Consider the following 13,376-nt stretch of genomic DNA (forward strand, 5'->3'; position numbering starts at 1 on the left):
GGGCAAATGAGCAACATATCACCGCAGGCATCGCAAGGGGGGCATGGTGGACACGGCGGTCATGGCGGCCACGGCGGACATGGCGGACACGGTGAGGAGGATGACGTCTTCTTCGGAACGGACGCGCCGCTGGTCGCTGATGCGCTGATAAACAATCGCGACGGAATTGTCGGCAATTTTCGCCGGCCTGAAGCGGTGCCTCCGGAGCTTGATCTCGAAGATTCTGGCAACATGGCCAGGTGGGCTCAGGAACGGCGAGAGCAGGTCGTCGACTTCGAGCTTCATTCCCGCATTGGCTTCTCTCAGGGTACGGATGCTTCTCCAGGAAGCATGAATGTCTGGCATTTGGACGTTGAGTTTGACCCGGACGACGCCGTGCCAAAGGTCACCTATCGTCCGCTCGTCAGAATGGTCCGGCCTACTGAGCAAGTTTTCCGTGGCCAACTTGAGCTTGTTGCGAACTATGCCGATTTGCGGGCGGATCGAGTCACCGAAATTCTGGCGCAACGCGATGGACCGGCCGCATTCCTGGCTTCCATCGCATACATTGCCCCAGACCGTGCGCGTTGGACGCTTGAACTGTTAGGGGCCGTCTTCCGGCTCGCTCAGTTTGTCGAATTTCGCATGAAGCACGCGCTCGCCTGCCGACGGCCAATCGAATACTCGCCACAGATACAGCCAATGATCCTTACGCCGGAACACGGCAGTCTTCCCAGCGGCCACTCGACTGAGTCCTTTGCGATGGCCATCGTACTGGTGCGGCTTCTCCGGGCTTCGTCCAATCCCGTCTACGAGCAGGACATTTATGCTGTCCAACTGCTTCGGCAGGCGGCGCGGGTTGCTGTTAATCGGCAGGTAGCCGGGGTGCACTTTCCAGTCGACAGTGCGGCGGGTGCGCTCCTGGGTTTGACCTTAGGCGAATATTTCTGCCGTCGGTTTAGTGGGGCGGCCAACTTCTATGCCTGGTCCTTCAACGGCGAAGCCTATCCGGGAGATGCCGATTTCGATTGGACAGGATGGTACGACGTTCGGCAGCAGCGGCAAACTGCTCCGGATACGAGGTCTCCATGCGCCGCGGAGCTGGGCCGCTACAAACTTGGAGCCGCCTCTTCTATCCTCGACTGGCTGTGGGAGAAGGCGCTAGCCGAGTGGTCCTGATCGCCCTGGTTCCAACCCAACAGTGAGGGAGAAGCCATCATGGAATGGCGAAAAACCGACCTTGAACACAGCTATTGCCGAATCGAAGGGATAGATCCTAACGCCGATTGGGTTCTCGGGCCTGGCTTTCGTGATTTTTCACGGGGTCACGATGACGTCTTGATCCCCTGTACGATCGGTCCGCTCGACGAATCCATGGTGGACATGATGAGGACCTTTCATAGGGTCGATGCTCAGCAAGGCGGGTGGGAAAGTGGAGTCTTCGTACCGTCTCTCTATCATGATGCGACAAAGGGCCAACACATGATCGCGTTTGTGAGAAGAGCCGTGTTCGATGACCTAGCACGCGGGGAGGGGCCATTCGGCCAAATTCGCACGACCGCGAAACAGATCGACATGAGCTTACCCCTCAATCCGAAATCGTTGCCCAATCACTGGAAGAGCCGCACTCCAGCATCGAAACCTGTCCCTCTACCGGTCTTCTCCCCCGGCAATTGGCCGAAGGGTACAGTTGTTATTGGTATCATCGATGATGGAATCGCTTTTGCCCATGAGCGTTTTCGCCTCGCTGACGGCAGCTCACGTGTTCAGTATGTCTGGCGTCAGGACGGCATCTTTGACAATAACGGTTCAACTGTCGATTTCGGAAGCGAGATATGTAAACTCGATCAGCCGCGGCACAGAGGTATCGACAAACTCTTGGAGGCCTACGACCAAACAGGGCTGATTGACGAGGAGGGGCTCTATCGAGAAGCAGGTCTGATCGACTTTCGTGATCCCGACCACAAGGCCGCGGCCTGGCGACTATCGCACGGCACCCATGTACTCGATCAGGCGGCCGGCTACGATCCAGTCGACGCGCCAATGAACCGCCCGATCATCGCCGTTCAGCTTCCGGTTTCGGTGACGGCGGATACCTCCGGTTCGAACCTCAAGACATTTGCGACGGCCGCGATCAAATACATCCTCGATCGAGCAGATCGGCTCGCAGGAAAGGGTCACCTGGCTGACGACTCATGGCGGCCGCTGCCGGTTGTCATCAATTTCAGCTATGGCATGCTCGCAGGACCGCACGACGGCACTCTCGATCTCGAGCAAGCTCTCGACGGTTTTGTTACCAAGCGGGGCGCACCGCTGCGCATTGTCTTGCCCGCTGGTAATGCAAATCTTTCGCGATGCCACGCCGCGGTTAAATTCAATGGGACCCGCACTCCGGTGTCTCTCAAATGGCGCGTTCAGCCCGATGATAGTACGCCAACGCAGATGGAAATCTGGTTGCCGTACGATCCAGGAAAGCCGGGTGCGAGCCGGGTGACCGTAGCCGTCGAAACACCGTCTGGGCTACGGAGTGCGCCCCTCAAGGAAGAGGTGGGCTCGGGAGTCCAGCTAGTCTCGAACGACGATGTCGTCGCGTGTGCCCATTACGCCTTTCGTTCGTCTCCCACGAAACGGGGCGTTTTTATCATCTCGCTGCAACCCACGGCGCGCTTGCGACCCCTCGACAACCCCGCGGCGGGCGGCGCGACAGCGCCGGCAGGAGTTTGGAAGGTCATCATCACGAACTCCGGCCTGCGCCCCGAACAGGAGCTGGAAGCATGGATTCAATGGGACGATGTGATCTACGGATATTCGCGCCGTGGTCGGCAATCCTATTTCGAGGCAGACTGCTATCGTCGGTTCGATCCTATAACCGGCGACGTGGTGGACGTGGATGACAAGGGCAATCCTTGTATCATCAGGCGAGGCGGCCTCATCAACGCCATCGCTACCGGAGATGAAACAATCGTGGTCGGCGGGGTCCAGCAGAAGGATCTCACCCCGCCAAAATATGCAGCCGGTGGTCCGGTCGCGCCAACCCGCGACGAGCCTTCTCATCGCGTCGGACCGGACGCAGCGTGCGTCAGCGACGATTCACGGGTTCACAACGGCATTCTCGGGGCCGGCTCGAGAAGCGGGTCTGTGATCGCCATGAGCGGAACGAGCGTTGCCGTCCCGCAAATCGTCAAATTGGTGGCTGATATGCTGGCAGACGGTGATCCTGGGAATCGCGAGTCGATTTCCCGCTTTGCGGCGGCTGAAGAACGTGCCCGCTGGGAGGCGTCAGGAGGCGTCAATCCGAAGGCGCCGGAAAGTTTCGACAAGGAACGATGCGGCTCCGGTCGCATCGTGAGACCGCGACGAGATTGGCTGAATCGCTACGAGAGGGATACCTGACGAAACGCCTAAACCCACCCCCGTGGAGAAGCTCATCCAAGTGCATCATGCCGGCGTTTAGGGTAGGGGATCACCCCTCCTCATGCAAATGCGCCAGGAACACTTCCGCTGGCGTTTTGTAGCCGAGGCATTTCCGCGGCTGGTCGTTGAGATGGCGGGCAAGGTGGATCAAGTCGCGCTGAGAGACGGCTGCGAGATCAGTATCGCCTGGCATGAAGCGACGAATGCGCTTGTTGGCATTTTCGACGGCTCCCTTCTGCCAGGGTGCACTGGGATCGCAGAACCAGCTGCGCGCGCCAATCCCATCTTCCAAAGCCCTGAATCCGGCAAACTCGGTGCCGCGGTCGAAGGTGAAGCTCTGGCGTGCGAAGGCTGGCAAAGGAGAGAATGTTGCGATGATCTTGTCCATGATCGGACGGGAGTGTCGGCTTTGGTTCTTGATCATCACGGTGTAGCGGCTTTTGCGCTCGACCAACGAGGTGAGGTTGGCATGACCGAGCTCGCGTTCGAAGATCAAAAGGTCGCCTTCCCAGTGACCGAACCTCGTCCGATTGCCAATAAAATCAGGTCGTTGCGATATCCGATGACTGGCGGGAAACACGCTATTTCGTGGCTTTCTGGAGCCACGGGGGCGGCGCTTGCGGCGCGCCTCCGGCAGATAGCGATAAAGCCCCAGCCCGTAATCCTCCTTGCCGTAGATGAAGCGGTAGATCGTCTCCTTGCAAATGCGAACAAGGCTCAGGCCGTCCAACAGCAGACGGCCGGCGATTTGCTCCGGTGACCAGTAGGCCTCCAGCTTCTCAATCACCATACGACGCAGATGCGGATGGCGTCTAAGCTTTCGCAAGCGCCGTCGTCGCTCCTTGGCAATGTCATCGGCAACCGTCGAGAAGTAGCCGCTGTATTCGGGAAGCTCGCGGTCATGGAACGTGTTGCGCCTGATCTCACGATAGATGGTCGAGCGGTGACGACCGAGCTGGCGGGCCATCTCGTTGATCGGCACCTTGCGCTCGACAAGATGATGAAGGCGACGACGATCGGCGAGGGTCAATTGCTGATAGCATCGGGACATGCCAAAATCTCCAAAGTGAAGCCATTGAAATCATTGGCATGTCGCACTTGGAAATAGAATGTACCCCGCGCAAACCTAAAAGTGCATAAGGCATCTTATGGAACTATAATCTTTCAGAAATATCAGCGAGAAGTCCCAATCCACTTACCGTGTTTGGGTGATCCCGCCGCCCTCGACGTGAAAACATCCGTCGCCTTATGATGCCGAGCATGTCTGACGTCTTGGAGACAGCAAGGATTCAGAGTCAGACGGAGGAGTACAGCTCGCCAAGCTGAAGCCAGCTTTCGTATCGCGTTTCACCGCATACATGAGCTGGTCAGCCTGGCGCATCAGCTCGTGCAGCGAAGCGCTGTCACCAGGAAGGGCGACTACCGCGCCCATGCTGCATGTGACACTATGGCCAGTGCTCTCCAATGCCGCCATGAATCCCGCGTGCAACCGCTCAGCCACTTCTGGTGCGCACTCTGCCTTGGATAGCTTTATCAACATGGCAAACTCGTCGCCGCCTATCCGTCCGAAACAGTCCTCCAAGCCGATTAGTGCCTTCCCCTCTTCTGCAAGGCATTGCAGGAGCCGGTCCCCTGCTTGGTGTCCGAACCGATCGTTAACGGCCTTGAAGCCATCGAGATCGAAATAGGCAAGTAGCAAAGACTGATTGCGCGTCGTTGCCGATGACAGCATTGCTTCAGCCTGGCGTTGGAACTCCTGCCGGTTCAAAATTCCTGTCATCCAATCTCGCCGCGCGAGGAGGCGTTCCCGGTCGAAACTTTGCCGGAAGCGCGTCACGACACCAGCGACACATCCGAACTTGATAAGTTGCATTACCAGTTCGACCATCGCGTTTGCGTCGAGATGACCGGAAATTCCTAGTGTGGTCGCAACCGACAATATGATTTCCGCGACCGCGATGCTCATCCCAGTTTTGAAACCGAAACGCCAGCACGCGACACAAATTGGCAGCATATAGAGCAGGCCGACATTGTGAATGCCGCTGGTCCGGAAAAGCCAATCCAAGCTTGCCATACAGATTAAGCTGAGGATCAGTAGTCGCCAAACGGCGGTTGGCGTCAGGGAGCTGAGCCACTGTTCCGGAGAAAACAATGGGGCGTCGAGATAGCCATTCCGCTGGCTTCGATAGTCTTCCCGCAATGTTGTCATCCCTCCGTACACACCGTCCTTCCGCCCGTGTGCCGGCCAAAAACCGGACTAGCCGCATCAGAGGATCAAAGATGCGCAAGGCTGCAGAAGCCGAGCGTTGGAAACCTGAGGTTAGTCTGGCACAGACGCCTTTGGCTTAAGCCTGCACGCCCGTCCACCATGCTTATTCCTAACCTTGTAGCGTTTCCACGCCCCGGTCTGAGTCTCACAAGCTGTCGAAGGAAATAGCTGAAAATCCTTAATATTTAGGGAGCGCAACCTCACTGCGAGGGCGGCGGCTGTGCAGTTTGTTGGCCGCACAAAGCAGCTCGCCATCTTTGATTCGGTTTTACCGTGTTTAATGGGCAGTATAAGCTCCGTCCACCAGATGGCAGCTCCCAGTGATGAAGCTTGCCTGTTCCGACAGAAGGAAACATACGAGAGCCGCCACTTCCTCAGGGTTTCCGCGTCTGCCCATGGGCTGGAGTAATTCCATACGTCGGGTGCTTGTTGCTTCCGAATGCTCCGACAGAAGCGGCGTTTGAATCCAACCGGGACCGACGGCATTGATACGGATGCCCATTCGCGCATATTCGATTGCGGCAGCCTTCGTCAGTCCTACAACACCATGCTTGGCCGCCGTATACGCCGATGCAAAGGGCAATCCAACCGAACCGAGGATGGAAGCTATGTTGACGATAGCGCCGCCGCCACCCGACAGCATGGCGGCGATCTCATATTTCATGCAGTAAAAGGCGCCATCCAGATTGACGCTCATCAACTTCCGCCACTGGTCGAGCGGGTAGTCCGCGGTTGCCTTTCGCACACCATCGAACCCCGCGTTATTGACCGCTAAATGGAGGCCACCATAGGTCTGGACGCTGAAATCGACTAACCGCTTGACGGCTTCTGCATCGGAAACGTCGACTGCAAAGGCACAAGCCTGGCCTCCCTGCGCGCAAATCTCGTCGGCGACGCGCCGCGCTCCTTCGACGTCAAGATCGGCAACGACAACCTTGGCTCCCTCGCCGGCGAGTTGAAGGGAAATAGCGGCCCCGATCCCAGAGCCAGCCCCTGTCACAACCGCGACTTTTCCGTCGAGGCCTAGCTTCATAATATCCCTCCCCTTTTAGTTCGTGCTAATCGAGCAGAGGCCGATGGTTGATGCAAGTGGTTTCCTCGACGATACACAACTGCACATTTGCAGCCGCGCGGAGCCGTATCCAGCGTCTGAATGGTAGAGCCCGTGTAAGACCCCACGCCGCTCGCTCAACAATCATAACAGATGCAGCTTTCGGTTTTCGATGTTTCTCAAATCACTCAATCAGAATCAGCTAATGTGGTGATAGCTTCTGAAACGCGGCGATGTTAAAGACGAGCGTAGGGCTGATCTATTGTTGGGCAGGTGGAAATGGACGAAAGCCGCGTCACGCGCCGGGGGCTGGTGCTCGGTAGTCTGACTTTGATGATTTCTGGATGCGTGTCGGGGTCGCAGGATGGACCTCCGCTTGGATACAACGTCTTTGGGAGGGACCCGGATAACGATTCTCGCCTTCGGCGACAAGAGGTAGCTTACGATGGAGGCGAACCGCCGGGAACGATTGTCGTCAATACGTCGGAGCGCTATCTCTACTTCATCGAGCAAGGTGGCCGGGCAACGCGTTACGGCGTTGCTGTTGGTGAAGAGGGGTTGAGCTTCAAAGGGGAAGCCACCATCGGACGTAAGGCGGAGTGGCCGTCGTGGAAGCCCACCGATGACATGATGCAACGTAAGCCTCGTCTGATGCAGTATGCGGACGGCGTGCCGGGCGGGCCGCTCAATCCACTAGGCGCGGCGGCTCTCTACCTCTACCAGGACGGACATGACACTATGTTCCGGCTGCATGGTACAAACGCTCCCTGGTCGATAGGTCATGCGGTGTCTAACGGATGCATCCGTCTGACAAACTCAAATATTGTCGACCTCTATAGCCGCGCCCCTGTAGGGACGCGGGTGCTGGTCATCTGATCGAATGTTCATTCATCGACCCCAACAGTTTGACCACGGGCAACTTAAGAAGGTTAGAAAAAACACAGATAATCCGTCGCAGTGTGTTCTTTCTGCACTAGGCCTATATGTTAGTTGTGACTACTATTTGATTCGTTGCCTACCATAAGTAATGCAATCCTGAGGAGAGAGGACTTCTTTGATGAGCAGAATTCTAATCGCAATCATCTCTGTTTTAGCCGTTGCCAATCTCAGCGCTTGCGCAGACATTGGCAAAGGAAAGGGTAAGGCACCGCCGCCCGCAGCAGCGGCAGTCTACAAGTAAGGTTAGCCTTAAATGAGAGGGGGGGCCGGATTAGACCCCCCCTCCCAAAACCCGCCAAATGATCCTGCTTACAATCACAATGGCGAAGAATTGATCGCTTACTTCAAGCCCCGCGCTTGTCAGGGCTTTCTAATGGAGCGTACCGATGATGCGTGGAATGGGTGGCCTTTCGCTTGCAATCCTGTTGGCGTTGGCGACAGCATCGTGCCAGACGGAAGATAAAAGTCCCCAACCCCGGTACACTTCCAACCGCCATGGCCCGGCAACAGCCTCCGCTCAAAACAAAGCCGGCCACTTTATCGAATTTCGTTCGCGCTATGCACTCACCTACGGCCATACCTATGTGGTCTTTGGACGCGCCGACGAGAATGGGAAGATGATCGATCCCGAAGTTGCGGGCCTTGCGCCGGCCTCGCCGGATCCTGGGCCTTACGTCTTGGGCCATTTTGTACCGGTGCCGGCCACGACCGGAGCGACCGATGGTGACCTGGAAGAACAGTACAGGTCGGCTAGCTGGCGAGTCATGCTTAGCGATGCCGAATACGCTGATGTTGTTGCTTTCATACGCAAGCAGCAGGCCACTTCCCATCTGTGGCAAGCAACGGTCGACAATTGCAATGCCTGGGTGGGGAACATCGCACGACACATGGGATATAAGACTCCCGGTATCTGGCTCAGGCCGCAACAGTTCATTACGCAGCTTCGAGAGCTAAACACGGCTTGAGGCGTTATCTCAGCGAGTCGGCGAGCTGCTCTGGTACTATTTGATTCTTCCGCTAAATTGTCGATGAAACTGGGGAGCGAGCGTGGTCGTATCGCTGGGGTGCGTCGACGATCGCGGATTGCAGAAAGGCTTTGGTGAACAATTTGACCGCATCGGCAGCAGGGGCCGGCCAAATCATCTGGGTGCTCGGGGTCGTCGCCTGGTACGTTATTCGCTATCCATTCGCGCGTCGCGCCAAGCGTTTACGGGTTATCCAAGATCAACGCTCACAGATCGAGACCATCGGGCTCGCCGCGGCTCTTCTGGGCCTTGCGGTTGTGCCCGGAATCTATGTCGCGACGGGCATTCCACGGATGGCCGATTATCCTGCCCATGCATGGGCCGTCGGCGTTGGAACGATTTTGTCCTTCGCAGCAATGTGGGTTTTCCGCAGGACCCATAAGGAGCTCGGCAAGAACTGGTCGATAACGCTGGAGATCCGCGAAAAGCACAAGCTGGTTTGCAGCGGCCCATACGCCCTCGTCCGCCATCCAATGTACACCTCTTTCCTGCTCATGGGGCTTGGACAAGCCTTTTTGCTGTCGAACTGGGTGGTGGGGTTGGCAGGCCTGTTGGGCTTTGCAATCCTTTATTTCCTACGGGTAGACAAAGAAGAGCGTATGATGCTGCAACATTTCGGCCCCGACTATCGCGCCTATATGGATCGCACGAAGCGAATTATCCCTTATCTCTATTAGAGGTGGCACCATGCGAGGGCGAACCGTCAAGCTATCAGCATCACGACGTCTTGTCGGAGATTTGATGAGATTCTCGATCGGCGTGCCGCGGGTTGCGGTGCAGCGGCAGATGAATCTTGGTCCGCTGCTGGCCGCCAGAGCGATGCAGACACAGCCAATGAGGCCGTCCTGGACCGTGCTTTTCCTGAAGGGATACGCGCTTCTTGCCAGCGAGATTCCGGAATTGCGGCGCGCTTACGTCAAGTTGCCCAGAGCGCAGCTTTATGAATACCCGGAAAGCGTGGCCTCAATTGCCCATGAGCGCGAACATGAGGGTGAGAGGGTCGTATTGCTCAGCCTCATAAAGCGCCCCGAGAAGAGATCCATCACCGAGCTCGAGGCGCTCACCACGGCCGCTCGGTCACGTCCGGTTCTTGAAATAAAGGAATTCCGGCGGATGTTGAAATTTGCGCGTCTGCCGGGGCCCCTTAGATGGCTGATGATGTGGCTTGGGTTGAATATCGGCAGACAACGGCCACGCTTTTTTGGCACGTTTCAACTGTCGGTCTATTCGGGTCTCGGAGCAGAGTCCCTCAATCCGCTTACGCCATTGACGACGCTGCTGAACTACGGCCCGATCAGCAAGAACGGAACGGTAACCGTGCGCATTCACTACGACCATAGAGTGATGGACGGGGCCAATGTGGCGCGAGCTCTGGAGCGGTTCGAAAAGATATTGAACGACGACGTTGCCTGTGAAGTAAGAGCCCTTGCTCAAAGCGAAGCTGTGCCCAGCACGGCCGCCGTTGGAACTGCGACATGAGCCTTCAGCAAGAGGGGCGCCTTGCAGTCGTGGTCGTCGGTGCATCGCGTGGCATCGGGAGGGCAATGGCCAAGATCGTTGCTCGCGAGCGGGCTGCTGTCGTGCTTGTTGCGCGGTCATCGGAAGGTCTAGTGGCTGCTGCGGCTGACGTGCGGGAAGCCGGCGGCGAAGCTTACGCACTGGAGCTGGATATTGTCGCGTCCGATGCATCGACGCGTCTTCATGATTTCTTGTCCGCAAACGGTTTGGTCTGTGATGTTCTCATCAATAGCGCTGGATATGGTTTGCGTGGCGCGGCGACCATCCTTCCTATCGAAGATCAGCTTGGGATCGTTGATCTCAACATACGCGCCCTCACCGATCTGACCCTTCGCTTTTTGCCGGAAATGGCAGCACGGCGGCGCGGCGGCGTGATCAATCTCGGCTCCATAGCGGGGTTCCTTCCGGGGCCGAATATGGCGTTATACTATGCCAGCAAAAGCTTCGTGCGTTCCTTTTCGGAGGCGCTTCATCAGGAACTACGCCGCACTGGCGTGACCGTCACATGTGTCGCCCCGGGGCCGGTGTCCACGGAATTCCTCGAAAGATCCGGCGCTGGCCGGGCGACGCTATTCAAGATTCTACCCAAGCTGGATTCGGCTTATGTGGCTGAACGCGCCTGGCGCGGATTCAAATCCGGCCGCCGTCTCGTCGTGCCGGGCATCTCGGCCAAGCTGGTTGCCGTTGCGGCGAGGTTGTTGCCTTCCGTTGTTCTGCTGCCATTGATTGGTCGATTGCAACGTCGCAGCGGCGATCCATGTCCCTGCGGCTCAGGTGAAAAGTTCAATAAATGCTGCGGCGCCGGCCGCCAGAGCGTCGGAAGTCGCTGACGGCTTCACCCTCCCCTATATCGAAAATGGCGTGCTCGTCCGCCTCCTGCCATATTGGCAGGCCGGTGCCGGTCCCATTTCATTTTATTAGGCCAATCCCGCGCTTCCGTCCGTCAAAACACGCAATTTCATTGATTTTATTAAAGAAAACGCCCGAAAAGCCGGGATTGCGGAGCGGTTCGCCGGTAGCCCAGACCTTGTGTCCCATTACGGTTTCGTTCCGCCACCCAGGCCCGGCATTTATAAGATTTTTATATCTTTCCCTCACCCGCCGTCTCGAACCTTAATGCTGTTCGGCCGCATATTGATGTCCGAGATATTCGCAAGATGATCTCCCCGCCGGGAGGATGTGAAGGGCGCCTTCTTCGAAGGTGCCTTCAGTCTATTTCGGCGCTCAACAAGAACAAATCAAGGATCAACGATCAATGATGGACATTCTTCTTATCGGGATCGGTGTTTTATTCTTCATCCTGTGCGTCGCTTACACCAAAGCCTGCGACAGCCTTTAGTCGGAGAGACACCAATGCTCCTGGATTACATTCTCGGCGGCGGCGTGACCCTGTTTCTCACCGCTTACCTGATCTACGCTCTCATTCGCCCTGAGCGCTTCTAATTCGATAGCGCCGGGTAGGGAAAGTTACCACCATGACCTTCAATGGATGGCTTCAGATTCTGATTTATATCGGGATCCTCCTTCTGCTCGTCAAACCGCTCGGCGGTTACATGACGCGTGTCTTCACGGGCGAGCGCACGATTCTCTCCTACGTTCTCGGTCCTTTGGAACGGGGACTTTATCGCATCGCGGGAACGGATGAGCGTGAGGAGCAGCATTGGACGACCTATTCGATCTCCATGCTGCTGTTCAGCCTCGCCGGCTTTTTTGTGCTGTATTTCCTGCAGCGGTTCCAGGCGAGCCTGCCTTATAATCCTGCCGGCATAGCCTCGATCGGCCCTGAGCTTTCGTTCAACACCGCCACCAGCTTCGTGACCAATACGAATTGGCAGAACTACGGCGGCGAAAGCACGATGTCCTATCTCGTGCAGATGGCCGGCCTCACCGTCCAGAACTTCGTCTCCGCCGCAACCGGTATCGCCATCGCGATAGCGCTCATCCGCGCCTTCTCGCGCGCTTCCGGCAAGGCGATCGGCAATTTCTGGGTCGATCTGACCCGGGCGACGCTCTACATCCTGCTTCCCGCCTGCATCGTCATGACGCTGGTCTTTGTCTATCTCGGCGTGCCGCAGACGCTCGGCCCCTATGTCAACGCCACGACGCTCGAAGGCGCACAGCAGACGATCGCCGTCGGCCCGGTCGCTTCGCAGCTTGCGATTAAGATGCTTGGCACCAACGGCGGCGGCTTCTTCAACGCCAACTCCGCTCACCCCTTCGAAAACCCGGATGCGATCTCCAACCTCATCCAGATGCTGGCGATCTTTGCGATCGGTGCTGCGCTCACCAACGTCTTCGGACGCATGGTCGGCAATCAGCGCCAGGGTTGGGCAATCCTCGGTGCGATGGGCGTGCTGTTCATCTCCGGCGTCATCATCACCTATTGGGCTGAAGCAGCCGGCAATCCGCTGGTGCATGCGCTCGGCATCCAGGGCGGTAATATGGAAGGCAAGGAAGTCCGCTTCGGCATCACGCTGTCCTCGCTGTTTGCGGTCATCACCACGGCGGCATCCTGTGGCGCGGTGAACGCCATGCATGGCAGCTTCACGGCAATCGGCGGCATGATCCCGCTCATCAACCTGCAGCTCGGCGAAGTCATCGTCGGCGGTGTCGGCGCTGGTTTCTACGGCATCCTGATGTTCGTCATCATCGCCATCTTCGTCGCCGGTCTGATGGTCGGGCGTACGCCGGAATATCTCGGCAAGAAGATCGAGGCCAAGGAAGTGAAGATGGCGATGCTTGCCGTGCTTTGCCTGCCCTTCGGCATGCTGATCTTCACCGCCATCGCTTCCGTGCTGCCGTCCGCCGTTGCGTCCATCGGCAACCCCGGTCCGCACGGCTTTTCGGAAATCCTCTATGCCTATAGCTCGGCAGCCGCCAATAACGGCTCGGCTTTCGGCGGTCTTTCCGGCAATACGCCCTGGTACAACATCACGCTCGGCATCGTCATGCTGATCGGTCGCTTCCTGGTCATCGTTCCGGCGCTCGCCATTGCCGGCTCGTTGATTGCCAAGAAGACGGTTCCAGCCTCCGCCGGTACCTTCCCGACAGATGGCCCGCTGTTCGTCGGACTGTTGGTCGGCACGATCCTGATCGTCGGCGGGCTGACCTTCTTCCCGGCGCTGGCGCTCGGCCCGATCGTCGAGCACCTGTCGATGATTGCCGGACAGACCTTCTAAGG

The 13,376-nt window shown here is 57.4% G+C and carries 13 protein-coding genes; 10 read left to right on the top strand and 3 right to left on the bottom strand.

Features of this window, described 5'->3' with window-relative positions:
- Positions 1 to 6 precede the first annotated feature (6 nt).
- Together PH547_RS14400 and PH547_RS14405 are read left to right on the top strand one after the other, a co-directional pair.
- Positions 7 to 1,158 carry a phosphatase PAP2 family protein gene (locus PH547_RS14400; protein ID WP_285168659.1) on the top strand — a complete coding sequence of 384 codons (1,152 nt, stop codon included), beginning with the start codon at positions 7 to 9 and terminating at the stop codon, positions 1,156 to 1,158.
- Between the two features lie 39 nt (positions 1,159 to 1,197).
- Complete coding sequence (locus tag PH547_RS14405; protein WP_285168660.1) at positions 1,198 to 3,372, top strand: S8/S53 family peptidase; 2,175 nt, start codon at positions 1,198 to 1,200, stop codon at positions 3,370 to 3,372.
- 70 nt (positions 3,373 to 3,442) lie between these two features.
- On the opposite strand, the gene PH547_RS14410 is transcribed toward PH547_RS14405, so the two are convergent.
- The 3 genes from PH547_RS14410 to PH547_RS14420 form a co-directional block, all read right to left on the bottom strand.
- Positions 3,443 to 4,444, bottom strand: coding sequence for an IS30 family transposase (locus tag PH547_RS14410; RefSeq protein ID WP_283051097.1), 1,002 nt, complete (start codon positions 4,442 to 4,444; stop codon positions 3,443 to 3,445).
- A gap of 195 nt (positions 4,445 to 4,639) precedes the next feature.
- Positions 4,640 to 5,602 (bottom strand): GGDEF domain-containing protein, encoded by a 963-nt coding sequence (locus tag PH547_RS14415; RefSeq protein WP_285168661.1) that lies wholly within the window; start codon positions 5,600 to 5,602, stop codon positions 4,640 to 4,642.
- Between the two features lie 337 nt (positions 5,603 to 5,939).
- Positions 5,940 to 6,695 carry an SDR family NAD(P)-dependent oxidoreductase gene (locus PH547_RS14420; protein ID WP_283054084.1) on the bottom strand — a complete coding sequence of 252 codons (756 nt, stop codon included), beginning with the start codon at positions 6,693 to 6,695 and terminating at the stop codon, positions 5,940 to 5,942.
- Between the two features lie 297 nt (positions 6,696 to 6,992).
- Between PH547_RS14420 and PH547_RS14425 the strand changes: the two genes are divergently transcribed.
- The 8 genes from PH547_RS14425 (at position 6,993) to kdpA (ending at position 13,374) form a co-directional block, all read left to right on the top strand.
- Complete coding sequence (locus PH547_RS14425; RefSeq protein WP_104826731.1) at positions 6,993 to 7,589, top strand: L,D-transpeptidase; 597 nt, start codon at positions 6,993 to 6,995, stop codon at positions 7,587 to 7,589.
- A gap of 181 nt (positions 7,590 to 7,770) precedes the next feature.
- Positions 7,771 to 7,893, top strand: coding sequence for an ABC transporter (locus PH547_RS14430; RefSeq protein WP_104826730.1), 123 nt, complete (start codon positions 7,771 to 7,773; stop codon positions 7,891 to 7,893).
- A gap of 145 nt (positions 7,894 to 8,038) precedes the next feature.
- Positions 8,039 to 8,617 carry a hypothetical protein gene (locus PH547_RS14435; protein WP_104826729.1) on the top strand — a complete coding sequence of 193 codons (579 nt, stop codon included), beginning with the start codon at positions 8,039 to 8,041 and terminating at the stop codon, positions 8,615 to 8,617.
- 143 nt (positions 8,618 to 8,760) lie between these two features.
- Positions 8,761 to 9,354 carry a protein-S-isoprenylcysteine O-methyltransferase gene (locus PH547_RS14440; protein ID WP_104827878.1) on the top strand — a complete coding sequence of 198 codons (594 nt, stop codon included), beginning with the start codon at positions 8,761 to 8,763 and terminating at the stop codon, positions 9,352 to 9,354.
- A 10-nt stretch (positions 9,355 to 9,364) separates the two neighbouring features.
- Positions 9,365 to 10,156, top strand: coding sequence for a hypothetical protein (locus tag PH547_RS14445; RefSeq protein ID WP_104826728.1), 792 nt, complete (start codon positions 9,365 to 9,367; stop codon positions 10,154 to 10,156).
- On the top strand, positions 10,153 to 11,025 hold the full coding sequence (locus PH547_RS14450) for an SDR family NAD(P)-dependent oxidoreductase (protein WP_104826727.1): 873 nt from the start codon (positions 10,153 to 10,155) through the stop codon (positions 11,023 to 11,025). The genes PH547_RS14445 and PH547_RS14450 overlap by 4 nt, the downstream gene beginning before the upstream one ends.
- A gap of 523 nt (positions 11,026 to 11,548) precedes the next feature.
- Positions 11,549 to 11,638 (top strand): K(+)-transporting ATPase subunit F, encoded by a 90-nt coding sequence (gene kdpF / locus PH547_RS14455; RefSeq protein ID WP_034509905.1) that lies wholly within the window; start codon positions 11,549 to 11,551, stop codon positions 11,636 to 11,638.
- A gap of 32 nt (positions 11,639 to 11,670) precedes the next feature.
- Entirely contained in the window at positions 11,671 to 13,374 is a 1,704-nt protein-coding gene (kdpA, locus tag PH547_RS14460; protein ID WP_285168663.1) for a potassium-transporting ATPase subunit KdpA, read from the top strand.
- Positions 13,375 to 13,376: the final 2 nt, after the last annotated feature.

It is taken from the genome of Rhizobium cerradonense, from assembly GCF_030182455.1.
Lineage (GTDB): Bacteria > Pseudomonadota > Alphaproteobacteria > Rhizobiales > Rhizobiaceae > Rhizobium.

Coding starts and splice junctions, on each gene's coding strand:
- PH547_RS14400 (WP_285168659.1), top strand. CDS start 7: ATGAGCAACATATCACCGCAGGCATCGCAAGGGGGGCATGGTGGACAC.
- PH547_RS14405 (WP_285168660.1), top strand. CDS start 1,198: ATGGAATGGCGAAAAACCGACCTTGAACACAGCTATTGCCGAATCGAA.
- PH547_RS14410 (WP_283051097.1), bottom strand. CDS start 4,444: ATGTCCCGATGCTATCAGCAATTGACCCTCGCCGATCGTCGTCGCCTT.
- PH547_RS14415 (WP_285168661.1), bottom strand. CDS start 5,602: ATGACAACATTGCGGGAAGACTATCGAAGCCAGCGGAATGGCTATCTC.
- PH547_RS14420 (WP_283054084.1), bottom strand. CDS start 6,695: ATGAAGCTAGGCCTCGACGGAAAAGTCGCGGTTGTGACAGGGGCTGGC.
- PH547_RS14425 (WP_104826731.1), top strand. CDS start 6,993: ATGGACGAAAGCCGCGTCACGCGCCGGGGGCTGGTGCTCGGTAGTCTG.
- PH547_RS14430 (WP_104826730.1), top strand. CDS start 7,771: ATGAGCAGAATTCTAATCGCAATCATCTCTGTTTTAGCCGTTGCCAAT.
- PH547_RS14435 (WP_104826729.1), top strand. CDS start 8,039: ATGATGCGTGGAATGGGTGGCCTTTCGCTTGCAATCCTGTTGGCGTTG.
- PH547_RS14445 (WP_104826728.1), top strand. CDS start 9,365: ATGCGAGGGCGAACCGTCAAGCTATCAGCATCACGACGTCTTGTCGGA.
- PH547_RS14450 (WP_104826727.1), top strand. CDS start 10,153: ATGAGCCTTCAGCAAGAGGGGCGCCTTGCAGTCGTGGTCGTCGGTGCA.
- kdpF (WP_034509905.1), top strand. CDS start 11,549: ATGCTCCTGGATTACATTCTCGGCGGCGGCGTGACCCTGTTTCTCACC.
- kdpA (WP_285168663.1), top strand. CDS start 11,671: ATGACCTTCAATGGATGGCTTCAGATTCTGATTTATATCGGGATCCTC.